Origin of the sequence: Altererythrobacter sp. BO-6 (assembly GCF_011047315.1) — a bacterium.
GTDB lineage: Bacteria > Pseudomonadota > Alphaproteobacteria > Sphingomonadales > Sphingomonadaceae > Erythrobacter.
In genome coordinates this window covers 2,396,341-2,421,419 of the sequence record NZ_CP049259.1, presented here as the reverse complement: position 1 = coordinate 2,421,419, position 25,079 = coordinate 2,396,341, and the positions used below count along the sequence as shown (strand labels likewise).

The 25,079-nt window shown below is 59.2% G+C and carries 23 protein-coding genes; 6 read left to right on the top strand and 17 right to left on the bottom strand.

What is annotated here, in order from left to right; all coding sequences use genetic code 11:
* Window positions 1–14: 14 nt before the first annotated feature.
* The 17 genes from G6N82_RS11850 to G6N82_RS11770 form a co-directional block, all read right to left on the bottom strand.
* Entirely contained in the window at window positions 15–1,637 is a 1,623-nt protein-coding gene (locus tag G6N82_RS11850) for an AMP-binding protein (RefSeq protein ID WP_165196713.1), read from the bottom strand.
* Window positions 1,634–2,278, bottom strand: a complete 645-nt coding sequence (locus tag G6N82_RS11845; protein ID WP_165196711.1) for a TetR/AcrR family transcriptional regulator — start codon at window positions 2,276–2,278, stop codon at window positions 1,634–1,636. The genes G6N82_RS11850 and G6N82_RS11845 overlap by 4 nt, the downstream gene beginning before the upstream one ends.
* Window positions 2,279–2,323: 45 nt before the next feature.
* The gene (locus tag G6N82_RS11840; protein WP_165196709.1) at window positions 2,324–3,496 is read right to left on the bottom strand and encodes an iron-containing alcohol dehydrogenase; all 1,173 of its coding nucleotides are present in this window, start codon (window positions 3,494–3,496) and stop codon (window positions 2,324–2,326) included.
* Window positions 3,497–3,517: 21 nt separating this feature from the next.
* Complete coding sequence (locus G6N82_RS11835) at window positions 3,518–5,797, bottom strand: TonB-dependent receptor (RefSeq protein WP_165196707.1); 2,280 nt, start codon at window positions 5,795–5,797, stop codon at window positions 3,518–3,520.
* 282 nt (window positions 5,798–6,079) lie between these two features.
* Window positions 6,080–6,973: a tyrosine-type recombinase/integrase gene (locus tag G6N82_RS11830; RefSeq protein ID WP_241255088.1), complete on the bottom strand. Its 894-nt coding sequence runs from the start codon at window positions 6,971–6,973 to the stop codon at window positions 6,080–6,082.
* Between the two features lie 664 nt (window positions 6,974–7,637).
* Window positions 7,638–9,293, bottom strand: coding sequence for a recombinase family protein (locus tag G6N82_RS11825; protein WP_206520185.1), 1,656 nt, complete (start codon window positions 9,291–9,293; stop codon window positions 7,638–7,640).
* A complete protein-coding gene (locus tag G6N82_RS11820) occupies window positions 9,286–9,732 on the bottom strand; it encodes a DUF2924 domain-containing protein (protein ID WP_165196701.1) in 447 nt (148 codons plus the stop codon). The genes G6N82_RS11825 and G6N82_RS11820 overlap by 8 nt, the downstream gene beginning before the upstream one ends.
* Window positions 9,729–9,977 (bottom strand): DUF3489 domain-containing protein, encoded by a 249-nt coding sequence (locus tag G6N82_RS11815; RefSeq protein WP_165196699.1) that lies wholly within the window; start codon window positions 9,975–9,977, stop codon window positions 9,729–9,731. The genes G6N82_RS11820 and G6N82_RS11815 overlap by 4 nt, the downstream gene beginning before the upstream one ends.
* Window positions 9,978–10,245: 268 nt before the next feature.
* On the bottom strand, window positions 10,246–11,091 hold the full coding sequence (locus tag G6N82_RS11810) for an aldo/keto reductase (protein ID WP_206520184.1): 846 nt from the start codon (window positions 11,089–11,091) through the stop codon (window positions 10,246–10,248).
* Window positions 11,088–12,371, bottom strand: coding sequence for an enoyl-CoA hydratase-related protein (locus G6N82_RS11805; protein ID WP_165196697.1), 1,284 nt, complete (start codon window positions 12,369–12,371; stop codon window positions 11,088–11,090). The genes G6N82_RS11810 and G6N82_RS11805 overlap by 4 nt, the downstream gene beginning before the upstream one ends.
* Window positions 12,358–13,287, bottom strand: a complete 930-nt coding sequence (locus tag G6N82_RS11800; RefSeq protein ID WP_165196695.1) for a 3-keto-5-aminohexanoate cleavage protein — start codon at window positions 13,285–13,287, stop codon at window positions 12,358–12,360. The genes G6N82_RS11805 and G6N82_RS11800 overlap by 14 nt, the downstream gene beginning before the upstream one ends.
* Window positions 13,288–13,416: 129 nt before the next feature.
* Window positions 13,417–14,223: an acetyl-CoA hydrolase/transferase C-terminal domain-containing protein gene (locus G6N82_RS11795; protein ID WP_165196693.1), complete on the bottom strand. Its 807-nt coding sequence runs from the start codon at window positions 14,221–14,223 to the stop codon at window positions 13,417–13,419.
* Between the two features lie 349 nt (window positions 14,224–14,572).
* Window positions 14,573–15,367, bottom strand: a complete 795-nt coding sequence (locus G6N82_RS11790) for an enoyl-CoA hydratase-related protein (RefSeq protein WP_165196691.1) — start codon at window positions 15,365–15,367, stop codon at window positions 14,573–14,575.
* A 110-nt stretch (window positions 15,368–15,477) separates the two neighbouring features.
* Window positions 15,478–16,236, bottom strand: a complete 759-nt coding sequence (locus G6N82_RS11785; RefSeq protein ID WP_165196689.1) for an SDR family oxidoreductase — start codon at window positions 16,234–16,236, stop codon at window positions 15,478–15,480.
* A gap of 39 nt (window positions 16,237–16,275) precedes the next feature.
* Entirely contained in the window at window positions 16,276–16,815 is a 540-nt protein-coding gene (locus G6N82_RS11780; RefSeq protein ID WP_165196687.1) for a MarR family transcriptional regulator, read from the bottom strand.
* Window positions 16,812–17,975 (bottom strand): acyl-CoA dehydrogenase family protein, encoded by a 1,164-nt coding sequence (locus tag G6N82_RS11775; RefSeq protein ID WP_165196685.1) that lies wholly within the window; start codon window positions 17,973–17,975, stop codon window positions 16,812–16,814. The genes G6N82_RS11780 and G6N82_RS11775 overlap by 4 nt, the downstream gene beginning before the upstream one ends.
* Entirely contained in the window at window positions 17,972–18,868 is an 897-nt protein-coding gene (locus tag G6N82_RS11770; protein ID WP_241255087.1) for an SDR family oxidoreductase, read from the bottom strand. The genes G6N82_RS11775 and G6N82_RS11770 overlap by 4 nt, the downstream gene beginning before the upstream one ends.
* Window positions 18,869–19,129: 261 nt before the next feature.
* Here G6N82_RS11770 and G6N82_RS11765 point away from each other — a divergent pair, with 261 nt between their 5' ends.
* From G6N82_RS11765 to G6N82_RS11740, 6 genes are read left to right on the top strand one after another with little or no spacing between them, the layout of a single operon-like run.
* Entirely contained in the window at window positions 19,130–20,437 is a 1,308-nt protein-coding gene (locus G6N82_RS11765; RefSeq protein ID WP_206520182.1) for a hypothetical protein, read from the top strand.
* Complete coding sequence (locus tag G6N82_RS11760) at window positions 20,437–21,636, top strand: acetyl-CoA acetyltransferase (RefSeq protein WP_165196679.1); 1,200 nt, start codon at window positions 20,437–20,439, stop codon at window positions 21,634–21,636. The genes G6N82_RS11765 and G6N82_RS11760 overlap by 1 nt, the downstream gene beginning before the upstream one ends.
* 14 nt (window positions 21,637–21,650) lie before the next feature.
* On the top strand, window positions 21,651–22,103 hold the full coding sequence (locus tag G6N82_RS11755) for a MaoC family dehydratase (protein ID WP_165196677.1): 453 nt from the start codon (window positions 21,651–21,653) through the stop codon (window positions 22,101–22,103).
* Complete coding sequence (locus G6N82_RS11750; RefSeq protein ID WP_165196675.1) at window positions 22,100–22,975, top strand: CoA ester lyase; 876 nt, start codon at window positions 22,100–22,102, stop codon at window positions 22,973–22,975. The genes G6N82_RS11755 and G6N82_RS11750 overlap by 4 nt, the downstream gene beginning before the upstream one ends.
* On the top strand, window positions 22,975–24,153 hold the full coding sequence (locus G6N82_RS11745; protein ID WP_165196673.1) for an acyl-CoA dehydrogenase family protein: 1,179 nt from the start codon (window positions 22,975–22,977) through the stop codon (window positions 24,151–24,153). Before G6N82_RS11750 ends, G6N82_RS11745 begins: the two co-directional genes overlap by 1 nt.
* Window positions 24,154–24,164: 11 nt before the next feature.
* Window positions 24,165–25,079, top strand: coding sequence for an SDR family NAD(P)-dependent oxidoreductase (locus G6N82_RS11740; protein ID WP_165196671.1), 915 nt, complete (start codon window positions 24,165–24,167; stop codon window positions 25,077–25,079).

The following is a 25,079-nucleotide window of genomic DNA, read 5'->3' as shown; positions in this document are numbered from 1 at the left end:
TCAAGCGACTGGCCTCAAAATTTCTCCCGCTTGAGCCGCAATCCGGCCCTTTCGCGATCCCACGTATCGTCCGTCACACCGTCTTCGCGCAGCTTGGCCTTTTGCACTTTCGCAGTGGGCGTCTTGGGCAATTCATCCATGATCCGAAAGTATCGTGGCACCATGAAGTAGGGCAGCCGCTCTGCGGCAAATTCGAACAGCACTTCGAGTTCGATTGTGTGCCCATCGACCGGTGCAACGACCACCATCACTTCGTCCTCGGAAAACTCGCTCGGAACCCCGATCACAGCTGCTTCACGAACAGACGGGTGTGCGGCGATCTGGCTTTCGACCTCGAACGAGGAGATGTTCTCGCCGCGGCGGCGGATCGCATCCTTGACCCGGTCCACGAAGTAGAAATAGCCGTCAGCATCCCTGCGAAAGGCATCACCCGTATGGAACCAGCCGTTGCGCCATGCCTCGGCAGTCGCTTCGGGATTCTTATAATAGCCGCTGTTCATGCCCCACGGGCGATCCGTACGAACGATCATCTCGCCCACTTCGCCCACCGCGACCTCGCAGTCGTTCTTATCGACCAAGCGTACTTCGACGCCGGGTCGCGGCTTGCCACAAGTGCCAAGCTTGGTGGGGTTCGGCTCGGTGAAGGTCGGGGTGGAGACCTCTGTCATATTGAAGATCGAATAGACGTCGATCCCGAACCGCTCATGAAATTCGGTGGCGCTTTCGGTCAGCGGCACCATGAAGGCCAGCCGGACGCTATGATCGCGATCGGTATCAGCGGGCTCCCGCTTCAACAGAAAGGTCGCCATCACGCCAAGCAGGAAAATGACCGTGCACTCGGTCTCTCGAACGAATTGCCAAAAGGTTTCGGTCGAGAAATTTTCCATCAGCGCGATCGAACCGCCACGCGCAAGCATGTTGAATGGAAGTCCAGTACCTCCGATGTGAAAAATCGGCATGTTGACGAGGAACCGGTCATCCCCACGTACAAACGGCCAGCCGTCCGGCCCGGCGTTGGTATAGAGATGCAAATAGGACGAGAGCACACCCTTCGACGGCCCGGTTGTCCCCGAAGTATAGATGATCGACTGGCTATCCCAAGGTTCGATCGGACGAGCCGGATCTTGCAGCTGGTGGCGGGATGCGACCACGTCGCTCCAAAGCGCAACCGATAATGGCGCATCACCGTCGAAATCCCCTGCAACAACAAGCTGCTCGAGCTTGGCTCGATCGACGTCATTCAGTCGGGCAACAAGGCTTGCATGACAAATCAGCAGTCTAGCGTCGCTGTTGTTCAGGACATGCTCGAGCAGTGCGCCCTTGTAGGCTGTGTTGAAAGGGACGAAGACCGCGCCAAGGTAATTGACAGCATGAAAGGCAAGCAAGGCGTCGCGATCGCTTGGCATCCACAGCGCGACATGCTCTCCTTGTGCGACTCCCAACTCCTGCAGCCCGGCCGCGAGTTGCACGACACGTTCCCTGAGTTCGAAATAGGTCCAGCTAGAGCCGTCTTCGAACAACGCATAGACCTGGTCTGGCCGGTCCTGCGCCCAGCGGTCGATTAGATAGCGCGTTACACACGTCTCGCGCGAGGGTACGCGCGGGTCGCTATGCCCATGTGCAGGGAAATCGCTCATCTGTTTACCTTTCGAGGCGACTCACCAAGCGGCATCACGATCTTGTCGATCGTATAAACCGCATCCTCAATGATCTCGTCAGCAGACCACTTGCCCCCCTCATGGTACCAGTTGGCGATCCAAGTCAGCAGGCCGCCAATCCAGAGTGCTGAGCGCTGAGCGTGCTGGATTTCGAACTCGCCCGCTTCCTGTCCGCGTTCGAGCAGGCCTGTAAGCTTGAGATCAAATTCATGTCGCATTTCACGGATATGTTTTGCGTCTTCGGGCAAGAGGTTCTTCTCTTCCGCCTGGTAGACTGCGATATAATCACGGTTCTCCACGATAATCCGACCGACGCTGCGGACAATACGATGGAGTTGGTCAGTTGGTGAGGCAGGCCTCGCCATGACTTCATCGAGTGCTTCAGTTGATTTGCGAATTCCCCGCTCGCAGATCTCGCGAAGTAACTCGCCCTTGTTCCGGTAATAGGAATAGATGAACGGCTTTGTAACTTCGATCCTCGCAGCCACCTCATCAAGCGTGGTCAATTCATATCCATGGCGCGCGAAGAGCTCGCTCGCCACCTCAAGGATGCGCTGGCGCTTGAATGCGGCGATCTCCTTGCGGATTGAAGTGCTCTTGCGTCTAGCTGCGGTAGTCATTCGATCTGCTCTTTTGGCTTGTAGGGCCGCACATGGATGCGCCCTTTAACCGAGCGCAAGTCGAAGAACCTCTATAACATCATCGGCGTTCCGGATCGGGCGCGGATTGGTTCTTCCCCACATGTCTTCCAGAGTATACTCGGCAATAAGCGGGAACTGGCTTTCATCCACTCCTACCTCTTGCAGGGTCCGGGGCATGCCAAGACCGCGGATGAGCGAGTCAAGCAATTCAGAGGCGGGCCTGTTGGGATCTCCAAGTGCTGCACTAATCCTCGTCTGCCTCTCTGCGTTGACCAAACTGTTCCACGCCTGGACATATGGAGCCATCACGCATGATGTATGCCCATGTGAGACGTCGCAAGTGCCCCCCAGAACGTGGCCAATCGCATGGCTGGCCCCCATTGGTGCACCGCCAACGATCGGGATCATCGACTGCCACGCACCTACCTGACAATTGAGACGGGCTTCAAGGTCGGAGGGGTCGGCTTTTACCCGGGGCAAGCCCTCGGAAAGCAGCCGCAACGCACTTTCAGCCATTCCATCGAAGAAGGCATTCGACAGGAGAGAACTGAGGGCTTCAGTTGCATGATCGACAGCCCGGACGCCAGTAGAGAGCCACAGCCATTCGGGTGTATGTATTGTAATCGCGGGATCCAGAACCACAGACACCGGTGCCATAGCCGGATGTGTATAAGCCTGCTTCTGCTTGATCGCCGTATCAGTCGCGCCCGAGAGCGGATTGAACTCCCCACCAGAAAGTGTGGTCGGGACGCAGATTATCGGGATGTCAGGCCCTTCAAACTCGGGGAGAACCATGTTTCCATCCTCGTCAACCGAGGTATGGTATGGTTCGAAATCGTCAACGCTGTTGAAATTATGCTTCAGACAAAGCAGCATTACCTGTCCAGCGTCTGTAACAGATCCGCCGCCTACCGTAATCACCAGATCAGTATCGACTTCCCTAGCATGGTTCGCAGCCGCGAGCACATCTTCGCGAGGTCCGTGAGGCCTTATGCCAGTGTGCGTTGCTACATGCCGCGACCCAAGTGCCTTTTCAATTCTGCTAACTTCGTCGGTATCCCTTGCCAGCGTACGACCCGCCAGAACGAAGACCCGCTCAGCCCCAAGTCTCTCGGCTTCTGTCGCGACCGCCTTCGCTGCAGGAACACCAAGGCTGACTTTCTCCGTCCTCGTTAAAATAACCTCGCTTGCGCGCATGTCTTGGCCTCCAAATGGCTGTCAGAAATTCACACCGACGGTCACACCGTAAGTGCGCGGCGGAGCAAGCGAGCCAACGCGTACACTGTTGTAGAGCGGTGCAGTAATGATGTTGTTCGCGATCACCAACTCGTCTGTGATGTTCCTGACCCAGAGATCAACCGTGTATTTTTCGCCTGGGGATGCATAGCCAATTCCCGCGTTCCATATTGCGTGTGCAGGCTGGGTGGCGTCATCGTTGTTAAACTCTGTGAAGAAGACGCGGTCCTGCCAGTTCACGTCACTGCGTACTGTGATCCGACTATCGTTCGCCATGACCCAGTCATAGCTGATCGCGCCTCGGGCAGAGAACTCCGGCGCATTCTGCAACCGATTGCCGGACAGATCGACCTGAGCAAAACCCTGACGATAGTCACCGTTCACGAAGTCCTTGTACTTGGCATTGAGATAGGTGCCGAAGAATTCAAGCGTCAGGCCCGGCGCCGGACGGGCGCGCATTTCGAGTTCAAGGCCATAATTGCGCGCGGATGCCGCGTTAACGGTTGTTACCACGCTCGAGGCATCAACAAAGCCCACCTGGAGGTCGGTGTAATCGAGATAGAATGCGGCAAGGCTACCTTCAAAAAGCCGTCCTACCGCTGTCTTCACGCCCGCTTCATAACCCCATACGAACTCCGGATTGATCACTTCGTTCTGCGAACCGACGTTGATCACGCCGGACTTGAACCCGCGGGTAACCGAAGCGTAAAGCAGTGTGGAATCACTGGCCTGATATTCGAGCGAGAAGGTTGGCGTAAAGGCAGTCCAGCTCTTGGCCCTGTCGGTCGGGACAACACCGAGAAACTCGAATGATCCGGTGCCCCTTCGCTTTTCATAGCTCAGCCGTCCTCCGAATGTAGCCTTGAGGCGATCGCTGAGATCAACAGTCCCCTGTGCGAAGAGGCCGTATGCGTCGATGGTGACGTCGCCTTCCTGGTTGTAGGCCTGATCGTCGAATGTATCAGCCGGAAGGCCAAAGAGGAGTCCAAGATTGGTCAACGGAACCAAGACTTGACCGAACAGATCTTCATGGAAGTACATGGCTCCGAGTAGGAGATCAAAACCAGGTCCGTCGTAATTCGCTACGAATTCCTGACTGAAGGTTTTGGAAGTTTCGTAGTAATTGTTCTGGCCGAACATGTTCACGTCGGACGCATCGAGGTCGTCTCGTTGAAACCGGTCAAAGTAACGATATGATGTGATCGACTTGACGTTCCAGTCTCCCGCGTCGAGGTTCAGCTCACCAGTGAAGTTGTAGCCCTTCCGATCATTGATAGCTTCCTGATCTGAAAAGCCATTCCTGAAATTCGGCTTCTCTCCCAGAGCCTCGTAATATGTGATGATCGTATCGCCACCTAGAACCGATCCCAGAGCGTTTTCAGGAGCAACTGTTGGACCAAAATAGTGGAAGGCGTAGTTGTTGTCGTCTTCGCGGTAATACTCGGCCTGAAGGGTGAGATCGAGGTTGCTGCTGAGGCGCGCAAGCAACGACCCGCGTACAGCAAATGCATCGCGATCGTCTACATCTTCGCCAGTCACGAGATTGACTCCATAGCCATCGCGCTTGTCGTATTTGCCTGCCAGGCGAACCATTACCTGATCGCCGGATACAGGGCCGCCCACCGCGCCTTCCAAGGTCAATGCATCGTAATTGCCATAGGTCGCACGCACATAGCCTTCGAGTTCCTCGGTCGGCTTCTTGGTCACGATGTTCATCGCGCCGGCAGTAGCACCGCGCCCATAAAGCGTGCCTTGCGGTCCACGCAGGACCTCAACACGTTCTACATCGTAAAAGCCTGCCAACTGAGCTGCCGGCCGCGCGATTATCACACCATCCTGAAGCATCGCCACCGCACCGTCGGCACCGAGGTCGATACTTGTCATACCGATACCGCGAATGAAAACGCGATTCACACCGAATTGGTCACCGACAGATACGTTGGGAATCGCACGAGCAAGCGACTCAACATCTTCAATTTGCCCTGGGCTGATTGAATCGGCCGAAACCGCTGAAATCGACGCACCAATCTCGAACAGGGATTCTTCAGAGCGACGCGCAGTGACGATGATCGTGTTGCCGTTTGCTTGTTCTGCACCCTCGGCCTGCGCACTGCCTTCCTGTGCCAGCGCTGAGCCCGAGTTGGCGAGACCGACAAAGGCTGCCCCCGCAAAGTAAAGCGCTCTCGTGCTCCGCCCTTTAGCTGCACATTCGACAGAAACAGCCGAGCCAAGACGCAATCCGATTGTCTTCGTGAAACCCATTTTCGCTCTCCCCAATGGCAGCTTGACGCTCGCGCATATTGTTCTACTGAGGAGTAGGTATAGAGTTTTAATAGTAGGTTGCAAGCCCTTTAGAGAAGCTTATGCCGTCGCGACCCAAGGGGGGTGCCTAGATTGATTTTTGCGCTGCTCATAGGCGCACACCAACGTTTTTGATCGAGTGGATAACCGCCATTTTGTCCAATGGCTCGAACTGGGTCGTTAGCGGAATGACCGTTTATGTGACGAAGTATGCAAATGCGGACACTTTTGGGGGCAGCTTTCCTAGATGGCGATGCTTGCCAGCGCCTCTTCTGCATCATCGCGCACCAGATGACCGTAGTGCTTTTCAATCATGGCAACGCTCGTGCCCGATAGCTGCGCGACGGTGAGGATGGGTAGGCGGGCGCGGATCAAGTCGGTGATTACGCTGTGGCGCAAGGTGTAAGCCGATGCTGCACTAGGTAGGCCAGCCGCTTTAACCGCGTCCTTTATCGGATATTTCCAAGCATCCTTGTTCCAAGCCTCGCCTCCAGCGCGGGCGAAAATCGATGCAGTTGGCAATTTGTCCTGCACTTGCGCCTCGAAGAAGGCGGCAATCTTTGGCGGCATGGTAAGTTGACGCGGGTTGCCATTCTTATCCTTGCCGACAGTCAAGGCACGAGTGCGCTTGTCGAAGTCGCGCACCGTCAAGCCAGCCAAAGCGCCGGGGCGCAGGGGCAAGAGGCACAGGGCCTTCACGAAAGGCTGCGCCTCGTCGCAAGTTGCATCGATCAGCTTCTTACGCTCATCGCGGTCGAGATACAGCTCCCGGCGCTTGTCGGCTCCCTTGAAGGGGCGCAGCGCCTCTTGCCATGCGGCATCCGTATTCGGCGAACCGGGCTTAAGCACCATACCCAGCGCGGCGCGCAGCGGCACCATGTCGCGATTGACGGTCGACTTGGAACGCTCCTTCATTCGTTTTTTGTCGCTTTCCTTCGTGCGCGTCACTAGCGCCGGGGCTTGCTCCAGCCGCTTGCGCCATGCCCTCAGGTGGTGCCGCCGCAACTTTTCGAGCTTCACCTTGGCGATGGGATCATCATAAACGTGCCGCCGGAAAACCCCTTCGGCAATCGATCCGGGCTTTTCCCTCAGATAGGCTTCGCACGCATCCTTGACCGTCACCATGTCGCGGGCCAACTCGCCCCCGCTTTCGACTGTTTCGGCCCATGTCTCGGCATCCGCCTTGGCCTGCTTGAAAACATCATGGCCTGACAAGGTTCCGTAGTCGCCTAATCGCTTGCGGGAATTGCGGTTTGTCTCGGGATCATAGAAGCGGGCAAACCACGTGCCCCCAGCCTTCTTCTTCGAAGGACGATAGCCAAGATAGACCCCTTGGCGCAGGCGCTGCCAATGCGGCTCATCGCCAGCTTTCGGCTTCAGCTTTTCGCGCTCTCCGATGCGACTCAGATCGGGCATTTTCGGGGCACTCCAAAATCCATGAAAAAAGCATGAAAAACATTGGCGCACATTCTCGAACGCCTAAGTCTGTTTTTATGACGTTTTATTGTCCGTGTATAGCCGCAAATGTCCGTTTTCCCACCCTTCACACGGGTGGGGTCGCAAGTTCAATCCTTGCCGCGCCCACCACGCAGTTCGGTCTCTGCGGCACCATTCCAATTGTCTCGCGATAGCCCTTGAAAACCGCGCGGTTCTGCGCCTTTTCACCGCTTCATGGTTTGGCCTTGGGGACAGAGACCGTGCTTGTCTCGGCAAATTGGGCCAGATCTCGCCAGGCGTCTCTGATGGCCTTTTTGGTGGCACCAGAACGGGTGGGATCATGGTGCGGCGATCTATCGGAGAATCAGGAAAAGCCCAGAACTTTGCGCTGTTCTGACCAGGAGATGGGCAGGTTGGAAGTGCGCATGAGTTTGCGCGCGGTCAGTTCTACAGGCTGACGACCTTCGAGAACGGCAGAGACAATATCTGGAGCAAGGAAGCGCAGCCTTGCGTATCGAGTAAGTTCGCTACGCTCAGATGGATCGACTTGATCTGCCTCACGCTTCAGTTTGTCCCATGCCTGCCAGCCCTTCTGAAGCAATGAAGCCAAGGATCGGTCCCGACCACGAGATGCGTCTTGCCTGGCCTGTTCAACAAATCGCAGCTCGTGCCCGCGCTTCCTTAGTGCTGCCGCAACTTCAAGTTCGATGGACTGGTCCGATGTCTCAGGTGGAAGTTCAATCCCCAAGACTGCGCCAAGGGCATTCCGATTGAGTGTCAGTGTTACACTCGCCTCTTGAACCTCGATTTGCACATCGAGTTGGCTGACGAGGTGATCAAGGCCCTTCGCCTTGGACATCTGCTCGACTAGCCGTCCTCTCTTTTGTTCGGTCTCTTCACCAAGGCACGGAATGCCCAATGCTCCTGCAAGTCTTTCGTGGTCACGAAGAAAGCGATCCAGTTCCTGTCTTACGAGCCTCTCGACATCGCCTGCAGGAAGGCGCCACGCTCCAGCTGAGTTCCTGGTCTTGCTGGTGTAATAGCGATAGCGCTTGCCCTGCTTGATCGTGTGAGCCGAGATAAGATTGCGCCCTTCCCCATCACAGATCCGGCCAGCAAGCGGACTGATATGTCCGGTCCTTGGCCTCGGCTTGGCTTTCTCCAACAATCGCTGTGACGCCTCCCATGCTTGTTGGTCGATGATCGCCTCGTGTTGTCCGGGATAAGTCTTATCGCCTTGCCTGACTCTACCGAGATAGATGGGATTACTGAGCAGGTGCCTGAGCCCGCCTGAACGGAAAGGCACGTCTCCCATTATCCGTCCATCCTTGCAGGGGCGCGGCTTGGTTCTGAAGCCGCGGTCTAGAAGGTCGGCTTGGAGAGCGGTCAGCGTCTCCCATTGTTGGTGCAGTTCAAAGATCATTCTGACGAGCGCGGCTTCCTCTTCTTTGATGACGAGCTTGCGATCTTTGAGGTCATAGCCAAGCGGCACCGGACCTCCGGTCCACATGCCCCTCTTTCTCGAAGCAGCGATCTTGTCCCTGATCCTCTCCGTCGCGATCTCCCGTTCAAACTGGCCGAAGGACAAGAGCATGTTGAGCGTCAGCCTTCCCATGCTTGTCGTGGTGTTGAAGCTCTGCGTGATGCTGACAAAGCTTGCTCCTGCGCCTTCGAACACTTCAACGATCCTGGTGAAGTCGGACAGGCTGCGCGTGAGCCTGTCGATCTTGTAAAGCAGCACGATATCGATCTTGCCTGCCTCGATATCGGCGAGGAGCTGCTTGAGCCCAGGTCGTTGCAAATTGCCGCCTGAGAAGCCCGGATCATCGTAACGCTGGCCAACCAGTTCCCAGCCCTCGTGTTGCTGGCTCAAGGCATAGGCAGCACAAGCCTCGTATTGCGCATCGAGGCTGTTGAACTCCTGCTCCAACCCATCTTCGGTCGACTTACGAGTATAGATGGCGCAGCGGACCTGCTGTGCGGATCGGGAAGCAGACATGGCCGATACTCTGCTAGCCATCCGCCCTTCCCTCTTTGCATGGTGGAGGAGGTCGGCGCTTGAGCCCAAAGAAGCGCGGCCCAGACCAATGGGCTCCGGTGATACGTCGGGCCACCGCCGAAAGAGTAGGATAAAGCTTGCCATCGAGTTCGAAGCCGTCCTCAGACACTAGTACCGAATGCATCCTGCCGTTCCACTCGCGCACGAGACGCGTCCCGGGCTTGAGCTGGATGGATGCTTCAGGAAGCGGCGCGTCACCTCCCAGGAACCTAGCCTGTGCAGCTGGTAGCTTTCCCATAGCCGTCTCCTGGAGGGCATGGCCCAGCACCAACCGCATCAGGTTCGATGAAGCCGCAGGCGCAGCTTCACCAAACCGCTCTAGCCAAGCCTCACGAAGCTTTGCTGCAGGCGTGTTGGTGATACCGGCGAGCTGAGCTTCGATCTTTGAAGCCTTGCTCATGGCTTGGTTGGCTCGACAAGAGAGTAGCAGGTCTTACCAGCCCGCTCACCTCGCTCGACCTGGTAGCCCCTCTTCCTGAGGCCGGTCAGCGCTGCGCGTGTCGTATGTGGCTGCCAGCCAGCTGGCTTGACCAGTTCATCGAGCGAAGCGCCCTGTTTGCGCTTGAGCAGCTTTGTCACAACGCTGATCTTGGTCACCGTGCGATCTTCAGCCTTCCGGCGAGTGGTGTTTACCTCGATAGTCATGGGTGGTTCTCCTGTTTCGAAGCAGCCCACTGCTGCTCCCACCACCCAAGGCCCCTTCAAGCGCTACGCTGCGGGGCTTCGATCAGGTCCGTTGCTTTCGGTCTGACCAAAACACCAATGCTCGGTTTGCTGGGGAAGTCGAATGGAACGTCCGCTTTGGCCCTCAACCCAGTCATTCACTCAACATAAGATCACTTGCCCGCCCGAATATGTTCTGTCTCGCCGGCACGTGCTCACTTATTCAATGCCCTGCTCCGCAATGTCTTGCTTAGGGGCGATAGTCACGCAAACCATCTGGCGCCACGAAAGTTCGAGGATCCACCCCGAAGCAACTTTCGTTGCGGTCTAGCTGGGCCAGCATTTCCAAATCCTCCGGCAAAAGCTCGATATTGAGCGCATCCAGATTTTCGCGCATGTGCTCTGCACGGCTCGACTTGGCCACCGGCAGAACTCCTTGGTGCGCCAGCCATGCAAGAATCACTTGCGCCGCGGATACTTCAAGCCTGTCGGCGATTGAAGCGAGGCGCGGATCGGCTAGATCCTTCCCATTGCCGAGCGGGCTCCATGCCTGCGTGCATATACCAAGCCTGCGGTGCGCGTCGCGCAATTCTGCCTGCTGGAACGAAGGATGAATTTCGACCTGGTTCAGTGCCGGCACGACTCCTGTCGCATCGATGATGCGCTCCAGGTGCTCGGGGAGGAAGTTCGAGACCCCGATGGCCCTAACCCGTCCTTCGTTCCTCAGTTGCACCAGCGCGCGCCAGCTCTCCACATAAAGTCCCTGCGTCGGCACGGGCCAATGGATCAGATAGAGATCCAGCATATCCAGCTGCATCCGCTGCATAGTGCGGTCGAAGGCCTGCAAGGCCTGATCATAGCCGTGGCAAGAGTTCCATAGCTTGGTCGTGACGAACAATTCGCTGCGATCCAGCGGGGAGGTTCTGATCGCTTCGCCAACCTCCGCTTCGTTGCCATAGATTGGCGCTGTATCGAAGGCGCGATAACCGATTTCGATCGCCTGATGGATCGCCGCCACGGTTCCTTCTGCAGGAATTCCCATCGTACCCAAGACAATGGCGGGGTATCCGGTCAATCCTGCGGGCATGATCGTCATGCTGCGGTACCCAGCCGCGCAAGCCCACTCACGCCCCCAAGATAGGCGGGCAAATGCCCTTGTCGGATAACAAGGTGATCGAGCTGCAGCAACTCGGCCTCAGGCATCTCGTTGACGAGAGACGCGGCATAGGCGCGTGCTGGTTCGAGCGCGGCCAGCAAGTCGGGCTGGTCCAGCAGCCAGATTTGCAGGCCGAGCCGTTCCTGCACTGGCTCGCCGCCATCGGAGCCGGGCAGAGCCAACCGCAGGCGAGATTCCTTTGTCAGCGCATCTGCAATCAGGCCGCCAAAGGTCTTTGCCTCCGCCTCGACCGCCTGCGGAACGGCACCTTGACGGGCGGCTTTGTCGTAAGCCTGTTTGCCCAGAAACAGCGCGCGGATCATGTTGCGCGGTTCGGGGCGGGCAATCAGCCGCGCGAACACCGACATCTCTGCGCGGATCGCGCCATCCATCGGCTGCATCAATCCCAGCTCCACGCAGTCAAGAATCGCAAGCGGCGCAGGTTCGTGTCCGAGCATCCGGCGCAGTTCTCGCGTCCGATGTTGGGCGATGGCCGGGGCGTATGCGGCATGGGGCATGGGTTGGTGATCGGGCTGGTCCCAAGGCTGCGTGGCCCGGGATTCGCCCGATAGCAACCAGCGTTCCGCCGCTTCGATCTCTTCTCCGGGTCGTACCAGCGTATTTACGGCTCCCGCTGCGATTGCCGCGTCGCCCTCCAGTGTTCGGCCTTGCAGCAATACCTCAAGACCCAGCTCGACCCCGACTAGCCGTGGCATGCGCTGGGTGCCCCCGGCACCCGGCAGCAGGCCGACCTGGCATTCGGGCAGGCCCAAAATGGCAGCCGACGTATCCGCAAGGACCCGGTAATGCGCGGCCAGCGCAAGCTCGCATCCACCACCCAACGCCACTCCGCCGATCGCTGCCGCAATCGGCACACCAGCGGTTTCCAGCCGTCGTAAGGCGTGGCTGAGAGGGAAGAAGTGGTTGAAGGCGATGTCGAAACGGTCTGCCGGTTTGGCTGCCACGATCATGTCATAGGCTGTGCCGAGCTCGGTCAGGTCCGCACCTGCGCAAAAGCCGCTGGCCTTGCCCGATCGGACAAGGAGGCCGCGCACCGAGGAGGCATGCAACCATTCAGCAATGGCGCCGAGTTCGTGAATCGCCTTGTTGGAAAAGACGTTCATGCTGCGGTCTGGGCAGTCGAAGACCAGATGGACAAGGCCGTTATCCTGAGGCTCAAGCCGGAACTGGGTGAGCTGTGGCAGTTCAGAATGCGACACGATCGCCTCCCTTCAGCTGCAGGATTTCGCGCGCCTCGTCGGGCGTGGCGATCTCCCCGCCTAGTCCTTCGATGATCTGGCGCACCTTAAGCACCTGCGCGGCATTGCTTTCAGCAAGCTGGCCCTTGCCGATCCACAAGCTGTCTTCCAGCCCGACCCGTACGTGCCCGCCCATGCTCGCAGCCATGGCGGCAACTTTCATCTGGTTCGATCCCGCAGCGAGGACAGACCATTCGTACTTGTCACCGAACAGCCGGTCGGCCGTGCGCTTCAGATGCTGCACGTCTTCGGGATGCGAGCCGATCCCGCCGAGCAGGCCGAAGCAGGTTTGGATGAACAGCGGCGCCTCTACCAGCCCCTCACGGAAGAAATAGTGAAGGTTGTAGAGGTGGCTCGTATCGTAGCATTCGAACTCGTAGCGTGTGCCGGTCTTGTTCAGCGTGTCGAGCGCATATCGGATGTCCTTGAAGCTGTTGCGGAAGACGAGATCATGGCTCGCTTCGAGCATTTCCGGCTCCCACGCATGTTTCCATTCCGTATTCCGGGCCAGCATCGGGAACAGGCCGAAATTCATCGAGCCCATATTGAGGCTGGCGACTTCAGGGGCCCATGTCTCGGCAGGTTTCACGCGGTATTCGACCGGCATGTAGGGAGAGGCGCCGGTGGTAATATTCACCACGACGTCACTCTGCTGCTTGATCGCCTTCAGAAATGGCTCGAAGTCCTCCGGCTCGTGCGCGGGCCTGCCGTCTTCTGGATTGCGAGCGTGAAGGTGCACGATTGCCGCGCCCGCTTCCGCCGCGCCGAGAGCCGCATCAGCAATTTCCTGCGCGGTTACTGGCAAGTGTGGCGACATCGAGGGAGTGTGAATGGAGCCGGTTACGGCGCAGCTTATGATTGTCTTCTTTCGGGCCATGCCCTCTCTCCTCAATATAATGACTGGTTCAGGGCCTCGTGCCAAGGCTTGACCATGCTCGCGCCAGTTCGTCACGAAATTCTGGTGCCGCGATGGCAATCAGGGCCTCCGCCCTCGCGTCATGTCCCATCAACCGAAGATCGGCCGCGCCATGCTCAGTGACCACCACATCAATATCGAAGCGCGAAAGGGACACCGGGCCGTCCCCGCTGCCGGGGGCGACGATGCGGCTTTGCCCTTTGCTCGCCGCAGGCAGCACCACGATCCGCAGCCCCCCTGTGCGGCCCGTGCACCGCGGGCGAAGTCGCTCGCGCCGCCGGGGCCAGAGACGAAAGCCTGCCCCAAGGCTTCTGCGAAGCCTTGTCCGAATAGATCGACGGACATCACCGAATTGATCGTCACCAGCCGTTCGATCTGGGCCAGCAGGGCGGGATTATGCGTGTTCGAAACGGGCCGGAAGTTGAACCGTGGATCGCATGCCTCGTCATATAGCTGGCGGCCACCAATGGCGCAGCCGACCAGCGCAGACTTGCCATCGGCAAGCGCGCCCGAATGTAAAAGCCGCCCTACACCATCTCCCGCAAGGCCGGTATGGATCCGCAGGTTCCGGCGATCGTGGAGCATGTCCAGGACTGCATCGGGCAGCTTGCCGAGACCGGTCTGGATTGTCGCTCCATCACCGATGAATTGTACAGCGTGCGACGCGATTTGCCTGCTTGTATCATCAATGGCTACCGATGGTGCTGCGAGCAGCGGCTGCTCAGCCTCGAACCAGGCCGTCAGTTCGGAAAACGGGATACCTGCATCGCCGGGTGTCCGGGGCATTGCGGGATTGATATGCGCGATCCGAACCCGGGACTTGCGCCACAGGTCCGCCCCGAAACCTGGATCGACACCGAAGCTGCAATTACCCCAATCGTCGGGTGGAGAAAGCATGACCGCAACGGCATCGGGCGGGTTTGCTTCATACCAGCGAACGATATCCTGGTAGCATAGCGGCAGAAAGCGAAGTGACCCGCCGCCTTTGTTTAGCCCCGCCGAGTTGAAGAAGGTGATTGTTTCGACTTCGGCGTTTCCTCCGGCTGGGGAGCGGTTGATCCCAGGAACAAAAATCCCGGACAACCGTGCCCCGACCAAGGCGCTGCCCGCCTCGCCAATTTCGTGAATCAGCAGTTCGCTCTGTGCCGAGCAGGATGATATGAAGGCATGGCCTCCCGGCGGGAAGACTGACGGCAATTGGCCAGCAGAAAGACGCCGGGGGCCTGTCACGGTACCAGCGCGACGCCTATTTGAGGTATTTGTGGAATTCAGGCGTGCGCTTTTCGTGAAAAGCCCGCATACCCTCCTTGGATTCCTCGGTGTCGTAATAGAGTTTGACCGAGTTCAGAGCGAGCATCGATATGCCGCGGATATTCTCGCTGTCTGCATTGAACGATCGTTTGGCCAGCGCCAGCGCCGTTGGCGAACGCTGGCCAATCATGTCGGTCCATTCGTTCACCGCATCGTCCAGCTCTGCTGCCGGCACCACTTTGTTGACGAGACCCATCTCAAGCGCTTCCTGCGCCGTGTATTGTAGGTTGAGATACCACATCTCGCGGGCCTTCTTATCGCCGACATGCCGGGCAAGGTAGGCTGTGCCCCAACCGCCATCGACCGAACCGACCTTCGGGCCAACTTGTCCCAGCCGGGCAGTGTCAGCCATGATCGACAGGTCGCACAGCGTGGCGAAGACATTGCCGCCGCCGATGGCGAAGCCGTTGATCCGGGCGATCACTGGCTTAGGAATATCGCGAATGATCGACTGCAGCTCATCGATGGGCAGTCCCACGATCCCACGACCGTCATACTGGCCATCCTTGGCAGACTGGTCGCCGCCGGTGCAGAATGCCTTGTCGCCTGCGCCGGTCAGTACCACGCAAGATACTTCACGGTCAGTGGCGGCCTGCTGAAACGCAGTGATCATTTCCTCGATCGTCGTCGCACGGAAAGCATTGTAGAGCTTGGGTCGATTGATGATGATCCAGGCGGCACGGCCGCGTATTTCATAGATGATGTCTTCGAACTGAGGGGTGTCGCTCATGGCGAGTCCTTTCTTTGGCTATTGCTGTAGATTGCGCTGGAGCAGGCATGCATCCGGTCTTCCCCGTTCGCCTGCGATCGGCAGAATGGCTTGTGCGCCGGGCGACATGGTCAAACCATGTTCATGCCGCCGGACACCGAGATCGCCTGCCCGGTGATGTAGGCGCCGTCATCCGAAGCCAGCAAAGCAACGATACCAGCATAGTCATCCGGTTCGCCCATACGCTTGAGCGGAATGCCGCGCACCATCGCATCCTTCCACTTCACCGCCTGCTCGCCTTCGCCCAGCACGCCTGCCATCATGGGCGTATTGGTTGGCCCCGGGCACACACAATTCGCGAGCACGTTGTTGCGCGCCAGTTCGCGGGCGATCGACTTGGTGAAAGAGATGAGGCCGCCCTTGCACGCGGAATAGACCGCCTCGTTCGCGGTGCCGACGCGAGCCGCGTCGGACGCGATATTGATGATCCGCCCGCCGCCACGCTCGGCCATCTTGCCGGCAACCGCAAAGTGGGTGTTGAGATTGCCTTTGAGATTGATCGAAATGACCTTTTCCCAGAATGCCGGGTCTGTGGCGAGAAAGGGCTGGGGCTTGTCCCAGCCGGCATTATTGACGAGCGCCCAAACCGGACCGAGCTCGGCCTCGACAGCTTCGACTGCACGCCCCACCGCATCGAAATCGCTGACATCGACAGTCCATGTCCTGATCGTTGCCTCGGGTGCCAGCGCGGCAGTCTCGTCGCCCGCTTCCTGCGAGAGGTCGAAGATCGCAACCTTGCAGCCTTCGGCCGCAAGGCGCAGCACCAGCGCACGGCCAATTCCCTGGCCACCGCCAGTCACGATCGCAACCTTGCCTTCCAAACCTTTCACTCAATCCTCCATCAGTACAGCTGGCGGGCGCTCTCCCGGCTAGCCAGCATCGTTGTCATCGCCGATCATTTCGAGCAGGCGATTTTTCATCTTCAGCAAAGTGCCAGCGGCGACTTCGAGTTCATCTTCGCCCACAGGTTCGAGAATTGCGGACTCCACTGTTTCCACGTGCTCGCGGATACGGTTGACCAGGCCCTGGCCTTCGCTCGTCAGATACACGCGCTTCGCACGGGCATCGCGTTCGTCGGTGCGGCGCACGACAAGGCCGACTGCCTCCATGCGTTCGATCAGGCCACCAACGGCGACCTTGGTCAGATCAAGATCGGCTGCGAGAGCGGAAAGCTTCATCCCGTCCCGGCGGGAGAGGAAAGCTAGTACCCACCACTGCGAGCGAGTAATGCCGAGCGGCTTCAGCGCACGGTCGACGATTATGCGACGCAGGCGGGAAACATCGTGAATGAGAAAGCCAAACCTGAGGCCGTAATCAAGTTCTTTTCGCAAGGGTTTGTCTCCTGACATGATTGTGCCCACCGTCATGGACGCAACCTCGTCAAATCCCAAGTTGGAAAAGCTGTTCACCGATTTCTTCCGATCTTGCCTTTGAACATTTCGCGGGCGATGATCATCTTCATGACCTCGATCGAACCCCCTGCAATCTTTACGATTCTTGCATCGGCGTAGGCGCGCGCGATCGGGTATTCCCACATATAACCCCATCCGCCGAACAGTTGCAGGCACTTGTCCGCCGCTTCGCAATGCAGTTCGGAAGTAATCATCTTTGCGATTGCCGCATCAACTGGATCGAGCTTGTTCTCGAGGAAAAGCTCGATGCACTTGTCGGTAAACACGCGCGCCGCCACGCTGCGCGCCTTCAGATCGGCAAGCACGAATTGCGTGTTCTGAAAGTCGGCGATGGTTTGGCCGAAGGCATTGCGCTGGCTGGTGTAATCGACTGTCCATTCCAGCACGGTTTCGGTCACGGTGGCCGAACGGATTGCCTGGGCCAAGCGCTCCTGTGCCAGCTTTGTCATCATCAGTTTGAAACCGCCGCCTTCCTCGCCCAGCATGGCACTGGCGGGCACGCGCAGGTCGTCGAAGAACAACTCGGACGTATCCTGTGCCTTCATTCCCAATTTCTTCAGGTTCTGACCGCGCCGGAAGCCAGGCAGGCTGGTATCCACCAGGAACAGAGTGACGCCATGCGCCCCTGCAGAGCTATCGGTCTTGGTGGCAAGTACCAGCACGTCGCACATCTGTCCGTTTGAGATGAAGACCTTCTGCCCGTTGATGACATAGTCGTCACCATCGCGCACCGCGGTGGTGCGGATTGCCTTCAGGTCGGAGCCGGCATGCGGCTCTGTCATTCCCAGCGAACCGATCGCCTCGCCAGTCACCATCTTTGGCAGCCAGTGCTGTTTCTGTTCCTCGGTTCCGAACGAGCGGATATAGGTCGCCACCAGGTCGGCGTGAATCAGGAATCCGGGGCCGCTGCTGCCGGAGCGCCACAGTTCCTCGAAGACAACCACGTCATAGAGATAATCGGCACCGAGCCCACCGTATTCCTCCGGCACGGTGCAACACAGCATTCCCGCCTCACCTGCCTTGAGCCAGACATCGCGCGGAACAATTCCGTCCTCTTCCCATTGGTCATGGAACGGCACGATCTCCTTCTCGATGAAGCGGCGGACCGACTCTCGCCACATTTCGTGCTCTGAAGAGAAGAGTGTGCGTTCGATCATGCTGGATTATCCCCGTTCTGGGCGGCCTTGGATCGGCTTGTTGAAGCCTCGATTGCTTCGCGCGCGGCGCGCCATTGATCGTCGGTAAGGATGGTCAGATCTGCAAAGGTGCTCGGCGCGGCCAGGTGCTGTCCGCCGTCGATTGCGATTGTCTGGCCAGTCAGGAAAGCGCAGGCATCAGACAGCAAAAATGCGACGAGGTTGGTAAGCTCAGGGATCTCGCCAAAACGCCGCATCGGGATAGTGTCACAACTCGTCGCCGAACTCTTGGTGTCGGGCAGCGGATTCAGCTTTTCCCAGGCCTCCGGCGTGGGGAACGGCCCGGGTGCAGTCGCATTCAGCCGGATGCCATAAGGTCCCCACTCAGCCGCGAGCGACATCGTCATCGCGTGCAGCGCCGATTTGGCCATGGCGGAAGGAACAACGAAGGCGGAGCCAGTCCACACCCAGGTGACAAGGTTGGATACAACCGAACCCTTAATGCCCTGATTGATCCAGCGCTTCCCGCAGGATAGCGTTGCATGAAAGCTACCGTCCATCACTGTGGAGGTTATGGCGCGGAAACCCCGCGCGCTGAGATCCTTGGTCGGGGAAATGAAGTTAGCCGCAGCGTTGTTGACGAGCCCGGTCAGCGGCGTGTCACGCCAAATCTCTGCGATCATCACGTCCACTGCATCGGCATCGCGAATATCGCACGCATGCGGAACGACCCTGCCGCCAGTCTGCGCGGATATAGCTTCGGCAGCTTCGGTCAAAAGCGCCTGCCGCCGGCCACAAATGTATACCTGTGCACCAAGTGCGGAAAGTGCCTGGGCAATCTCCCGCCCAAGGCCACCTCCGCCACCTGTCACGAGGATGGCCTTGCCTGTCAGTGCATCATCTCGAAAAACCAAGTCTGCCTCCATTGGCTTGATCCAACAGATAATCGCTTGCCAAATGATAGTCAACAGGTTTACTAGTTATCGCACCAGAGGGAAGGTTTTGGCTTTTTCTCCGTCGATTGGGAATAGAAAACTGGTTATTGATTGAGGGCTATGGTCGTGGGAATTGCATCGATAGGCGGATATTTGCCGCTGCTGCGACTCGATCGCGCCGCGGCGGCACGCGAATTTTCGTGGAGCGGGTTACCTCTGCCGCGGCGGGGAATGCGCAGCGTGGCCGGCTGGGACGAAGATCCGCTGACCATGGCAGCAGAGGCCGCGCGTGTGCTGATCGCCGATTCGCCGCCCGAAGCGCTGCGCTTTGCCTCAACCTCAGCCTATTTCACCGATCGCGGGCAGGCAGGGGCCATGCTGGATATCCTGGCCCTTCCACGTCACATTCGCACCAGCGACGCGGCCAATTCGCGGCGCGCAGGCACAAGTGCGCTTCTGGAGGCGCTGCTTGGACAGCGCGAGGAAGTGATTGCAGCCGCCGAAAAGCGCGAAACCGTTCCCGGTAATTCCGCCAATCTGAGCTTCGGCGATGGTGCCGCAGCCGTACGGACGGGAGTTGGCAAAGGTGCACAGCTGCTAGGCCATGCAACGATCACGCATGACCTGGTCGATCGCTACTCTTCGCGCGAGCATCCAGCTTCCTATTCCTACGAAGAAAGGTTTATTCGAGAGGTTGCGATTGCTGAACTGTTGCTGCCTGCGATCACTGCCGCGCTCGATAATGCGGGTATCGCGGCAGGCGACATTGCACAGGCCGCCGTTGCCGAACCGGCAGGTGGTTGCTGGGCCGCGGTATCGCGGAAGCTGGGCATAGCTGCGTCCAACCACTGCGCTACGCTGGAGGAGCAAGCGGGTGATCTTGGTGTGGCGCACCCGCTCTATGCCTTGGGAATGGCGCTTACTGCCGCGGCGATTGGCGAGCATGTGTTGCTGGTCGGCTTCGGGAGTGGGGTCGATGCGCTCGTGTTTCGCAAGGATGGCGAAATACCGGGCGCAGCAGAGATGGCTGAAGCACTGAGCCAGGGCGAACGGCTCGAGAGGATCACCCGCTTTCTCTCGCTCACCGGGGGAATCGAGATGGACTGGGGCATGCGTGCAGAATTCGCGCAGAAGGCTCAGGCCACCGTGCTGGAGCGCGTGGGGCGCGATATGGCCGGTTTCGTGGGCGGGCGTGACAGCCTCGGCAATGTACAGTTTCCAAAGAGCTCGATTCCGGTCAATCCGGCCCTGAACAGGCCTGAGGAATTGGTCGACGTAAGACTGGCAGAAGAAAACGGCACTATTGTCTCGCTTACCTCCGACCGGCTGAACTTTACTCCCGATCCGCCGTTTGATTTCGGCCTCGTGCAATTCGCCAATGGCGCTCGCGTTCTGATGGAAATGGTCGATCGGCCGCCTGAAGGCTTCACCATCGGTCAGGAGGTGTGCATGCGCCCGCGCATCAAGTCGCTCAATCGCGCGCTCGGCTTTCGCACTTATTTCTGGAAGGCCGCGCCTGTCGCGCGTCCGCAGTTGGGAGACGCCTGATGGCCAGCGGCATAAGGGACAAGGTCGCCATAGTCGGGATGGGTTGTACTCGCTTCGGCGAACGCTGGGATATTGGCGCTGACGGCCTGATGGTCGAAGCCTTTGCCGAGGCCTTGGCCGATGCCGGGCTGGGCAGCGAGCAGATTGAGGCTGCCTGGGTCGGCAATGCGCTGGACGATATCAATGTCGGCAACAGCGCATTGCCGGCCGCCCACGCGCTGCGACTGGCGCGAATACCGGTCACCCGGGTGGAGAACATGTGCGCTACCGGCACTGAGGCGCTACGCGGCGCGGCTTATGCGGTGGCTTCAGGCGCCGTGGACATCGCCTTGGCAATCGGTGTCGAAAAGCTCAAGGACACAGGTTACGGTGGACTGCCGCTGCGCACCAAGGGCGTGCAGAATGACTTGTGGATGCCCTATGGCTCCGCGCCCGGCACCTTCGCGCAGCTTGCCCATGCCTATAGCGCGCGCCACGGCATCGACTCCAAGGACCTGAAGCGGGCAATGGCGCACGTATCCTGGAAAAGCCACCAGAACGGGGCGAAGGCGACCAAGGCGCATTTGCGAAAGCCGGTAGAACTGGACACCATCCTCAACGCGCCGTTGATTGCAGATCCATTGGGCGTGTTAGACTGTTGCGGCGTTTCGGACGGAGCTGCGGCCGCGATCCTGACAACGCCGGAGATCGCCCGTTCGCTCGGCATTGCCAGCCCGGTAACGATCAAGGCGATCCAGCTTGCGGCCAGCGACGGGGCGGAAATGCAGTACGGCGCATGGGACGGTGCTTCAGTGCCGACCACGCAGGCCGCTGCCCGCCGTGCCTATGCCGAGGCCGGGATCGGCGATCCCAAGCGAGAGATCGACATGACCGAGGTTCATGACTGCTTTTCGATTACCGAACTGGTTATCATGGAGGATCTTGGCCTTTCGGATCCTGGCCGTGCACCGGCAGATATCCTCGATGGCCGTTACGATGCTGAAGGGGCAATTCCCTGCCAGCTCGATGGCGGCCTGAAATGCTTCGGGCACCCGGTCGGCGCATCGGGCCTGCGCATGGCCTACGAGGCCTACAACCAATTGCTCGAACGCGGCGGGGAGCGCCAGCGCCCGAATATCCGCCATGCATTGACTCATAATCTTGGTGGCGCACCGTTCAACAGCGTCGCTGCAGTGGCGATCTTCGGCCGCATTGACTGAACGGGGAGGGAAAGATGGCAGGCTTGTGGTTTGAGGAATTCTCGATCGGGCAGGTGTTCGATCACGAGATCCGGCGCAGTATCCTGGAAAGCGACAATATGTGGTTTTCCGCACTCACCTATAATCCCGCGCAGATCCATATCGACCATGCCTATGCCGCAGAAACGGAGTTTGGCAGGCCGCTGGTCAACTCGATCTTTACGCTGGGCCTGGTAATCGGGCTGAGCGTGCAGGACACCACTCTTGGCACCACCGTGGCCAATCTCGGCATGAGTGAGACGACCTTTCCAAAGCCGGTTTTCGCGGGCGATACGATCCGCGCGCGCACGGTGGTGAAGGAACTGCGTGAAAGCGCCAGTCGCCCCACGCAGGGAATCGTCACTTTCGAACACCTTGGGCTTAACCAGCGGGACGAGACGGTGTGCCGCACCTTACGGAGCGCGTTGATGATGAGGAGGCCAGCGTGACTCGGCTGCGCTCGCTCCTGTTCGTACCCGGAGATTCGGACCGAAAATTCGCCAAGGGCCGTGAATCCGGGGCCGACGTGCTGATCTGCGACCTCGAGGATGCGGTCGCGCCATCGCAAAAGGAAGCGGCCCGCGTTCGTGTGAGCGAGTGGCTCGGCGAAGCCGACGATATCGCGCCCGCACTCTTCGTACGCATCAACCCGCTCGACACCGGATTGACTGCGGCGGACCTGGCGGCGGTCGTCCGCCCCGGCCTTGCCGGCATTGTGTTACCGAAGGCCAATGGGGCACAGGACGTGACGACGATAAGCGACCTGATCGCTCCGCTGGAGCGGGTCGCCGACATGACGGAGGGGACGGTGAAGATACTCGTCGTGGCCACGGAAACGCCGGCTGCGATGTTCGCGCTGGGTAGTTATGCGCCCGCGCACCCCCGCCTTCTTGGTTTGACTTGGGGCGCAGAGGATCTGGGAGCCGCGATCGGCATCACGTCAAACAAGGAAGCCGACGGCAGCTGGACTTTCCCTTTTCAGGTCGCGCGCGCGCATTGTCTGTTCGCGGCCGCCAATGCCGAGGTCGCGCCGATCGATACATTATATGCCGATTTCACTGATGACGCTGGGCTTGAAAGCGATTGTCGCAAGGCACGACGCGACGGCTTTACCGGCCGCATCGCCATCCACCCGGCGCAGGTAGAAACCATCAATCGCTGCTTCACCCCGTCCGAAGAGGAACTGGCTGAGGCTCGCAAGATCACCGCCGCCTTCGCTGCCAATCCTGATGCCGGAACGCTCGGCATCGACGGCAAGATGTATGACATTCCTCACCTGGTAACCGCGCGCAAAGTGCTCGCCGCGGCTGGAGAAAAATGATGAGTGACGCCCGCCAGCTTCCGACCGAAGACGATCTCGACGCCATCCGCGAAGGCGTGCGCGCAGCCTGCGCGCCCTTCGACGACGAATACTGGCTGGCGCGCGACGATGACGGGAAATTCCCGCGCGAATTCCATCGCGCCATGGCCGAAGGCGGCTGGCTGGGGATCACCATGCCTGAGGAATACGGCGGTTCCGGCCTCGGCGTTACCGAGGCGATGACGATGATGAGTGAAGTGGCGCAGTGCGGCGGAGGATTTGCCGCGGCCTCGACCCTGCACATCAATCTGTTCGGGCCACATCCGATCGTGGTGAAGGGAACCGAAGAGCAGAAGGCCCGCTGGGTGCCGCGGCTGGTTACAGGAGAGGATCAGGTCTGCTTCGGCTTCACCGAACCCGATGCAGGGCTGAACACAACGCGTATCAAGACCTTCGCCACCAAGGTCGATGGTGGTTACCGGGTCAATGGCCAGAAAGTCTGGACCTCCACCGCGCAAGTCGCGAACAAGATCATGCTGCTGACCCGAACCACGAAGTTCGAGGACTGTGCCAAGCCGACCGACGGAATCACCATCTTCTACACCGATCTCGACCGGTCGAAGATCGACGTGCAACTAATCCCCAAAATGGGGCGCAAGGCCGTCGACTCCAACGCCATCTACATCGATGACCTGTTCATTCCCGAAGAGGATCGCATCGGCGAGGAAGGCAAGGGCTTCGGCTATATCCTTCATTCGCTCAACCCGGAACGGATCCTGATTGGTAGCGAAGCCATCGGCATCGGTCGCGATGCATTGCGCCGCGCCGCGAAATACGCCCGCGAACGGATCGTGTTTGATCGACCGATCGGCCAGAACCAGGGCATCCAGCACCCCTTGGCAGAGCGCTGGATGTATCTGGAAAGCGCCTGGCTGATGGTGGAGAAGGCCGCGCGCCTTTACGATAGTGGCAAGCCATGCGGGGCGGAGGCGAACGCCGCCAAGTTCCTTGCCGCCCGTGCCTGCCACGACGCGGCATGGCAAGCCGTCGCCACGCATGGCGGCATGGGCTACGCCAAGGAGTACCATGTCGAGCGGTTGTATCGCGAAAGTGCTCTCACCCGCCTCGCTCCGATCACCGAACAACTGATTTCGAGCTTCATCGCGGAGAAGGTGCTCGATCTCCCGAAGAGCTATTGAAGGGATTTGCCATGGGCATGATGGAAGGCAAGGCCGTGCTGGTGACGGGCGCGGGGCGGGGGGTCGGGCGCGGCATCGCTCTCGCGATGGCCGAGGCCGGAGCCGCGGTGGTGGTCAATGACCTGGGCGTTTCGATCACCGGTGAGGGCCAGGAAGGCGCGTCACCCGCTGAACAGGTGGTCGAGGAAATTCGCGCCATGGGCGGGCGGGCCGTGGCCAATCACGATAGCGTGTCCGACTGGGTCGGGGCCGGGCGGATGGTCAAGGACGCAGTCGACAACTTCGGCCGGATCGATGGCGTCGTGAACAACGCGGGCAACCTGCGCGACATGTTCTTCCACAAGATGGGGCCGGAAGATTTCCGTGCGGTCATCGACGTGCACCTGATGGGGAGCTTCAATACCAGCCGCGCCGCCGCGCCGTTCTTCAAGGAACAGGGCAGCGGAGCCTATGTGCATATGACCTCGTCGAGCGGGCTGATCGGCAACAACGGCCAGGCCAATTATGCCGCCGCCAAGCTGGGGGTTGTCGGCCTGTCGAAATCGATCGCGCTGGATATGCAGCGCTTCGGGGTTCGTTCGAATGCGGTGGCGCCCTGGGCATGGACGCGCATGATCGATTCGATCCCCACCGACACGCCCGAGCAGAAGGCACGGGTCGAAGGCCTCAAGAAACTCGATGCCAACAAGATCGGTCCATTCTGCGTGGCGCTGTGCAGTGATGCGGCTGCCCATGTCTCGGGCCAGATTTTCGGCGTTCGCAACAACGAGATTTACCTGTTCTCGCAACCCCGTCCGGTCCGCACCGCGCACACCAGCGACGGCTGGAGCCCGGAAACGATCAGCGAGCGCGTCTTTCCGCAGTTCGCCAATGATTTCTACCCGCTCCACCGCTCGGGCGACTGGTTCACCTGGGATCCGGTGTGA

Coding starts and splice junctions, on each gene's coding strand:
- G6N82_RS11850 (WP_165196713.1), bottom strand. CDS start 1,637: ATGAGCGATTTCCCTGCACATGGGCATAGCGACCCGCGCGTACCCTCG.
- G6N82_RS11820 (WP_165196701.1), bottom strand. CDS start 9,732: ATGAGCAAGGCTTCAAAGATCGAAGCTCAGCTCGCCGGTATCACCAAC.
- G6N82_RS11810 (WP_206520184.1), bottom strand. CDS start 11,091: ATGACGATCATGCCCGCAGGATTGACCGGATACCCCGCCATTGTCTTG.
- G6N82_RS11825 (WP_206520185.1), bottom strand. CDS start 9,293: ATGGCTAGCAGAGTATCGGCCATGTCTGCTTCCCGATCCGCACAGCAG.
- G6N82_RS11815 (WP_165196699.1), bottom strand. CDS start 9,977: ATGACTATCGAGGTAAACACCACTCGCCGGAAGGCTGAAGATCGCACG.
- G6N82_RS11795 (WP_165196693.1), bottom strand. CDS start 14,223: ATGCTTTCTCCACCCGACGATTGGGGTAATTGCAGCTTCGGTGTCGAT.
- G6N82_RS11760 (WP_165196679.1), top strand. CDS start 20,437: ATGGCCAGCGGCATAAGGGACAAGGTCGCCATAGTCGGGATGGGTTGT.
- G6N82_RS11775 (WP_165196685.1), bottom strand. CDS start 17,975: ATGATCGAACGCACACTCTTCTCTTCAGAGCACGAAATGTGGCGAGAG.
- G6N82_RS11790 (WP_165196691.1), bottom strand. CDS start 15,367: ATGAGCGACACCCCTCAGTTCGAAGACATCATCTATGAAATACGCGGC.
- G6N82_RS11835 (WP_165196707.1), bottom strand. CDS start 5,797: ATGGGTTTCACGAAGACAATCGGATTGCGTCTTGGCTCGGCTGTTTCT.
- G6N82_RS11740 (WP_165196671.1), top strand. CDS start 24,165: ATGGGCATGATGGAAGGCAAGGCCGTGCTGGTGACGGGCGCGGGGCGG.
- G6N82_RS11845 (WP_165196711.1), bottom strand. CDS start 2,278: ATGACTACCGCAGCTAGACGCAAGAGCACTTCAATCCGCAAGGAGATC.
- G6N82_RS11840 (WP_165196709.1), bottom strand. CDS start 3,496: ATGCGCGCAAGCGAGGTTATTTTAACGAGGACGGAGAAAGTCAGCCTT.
- G6N82_RS11745 (WP_165196673.1), top strand. CDS start 22,975: ATGAGTGACGCCCGCCAGCTTCCGACCGAAGACGATCTCGACGCCATC.
- G6N82_RS11755 (WP_165196677.1), top strand. CDS start 21,651: ATGGCAGGCTTGTGGTTTGAGGAATTCTCGATCGGGCAGGTGTTCGAT.
- G6N82_RS11800 (WP_165196695.1), bottom strand. CDS start 13,287: ATGGCCCGAAAGAAGACAATCATAAGCTGCGCCGTAACCGGCTCCATT.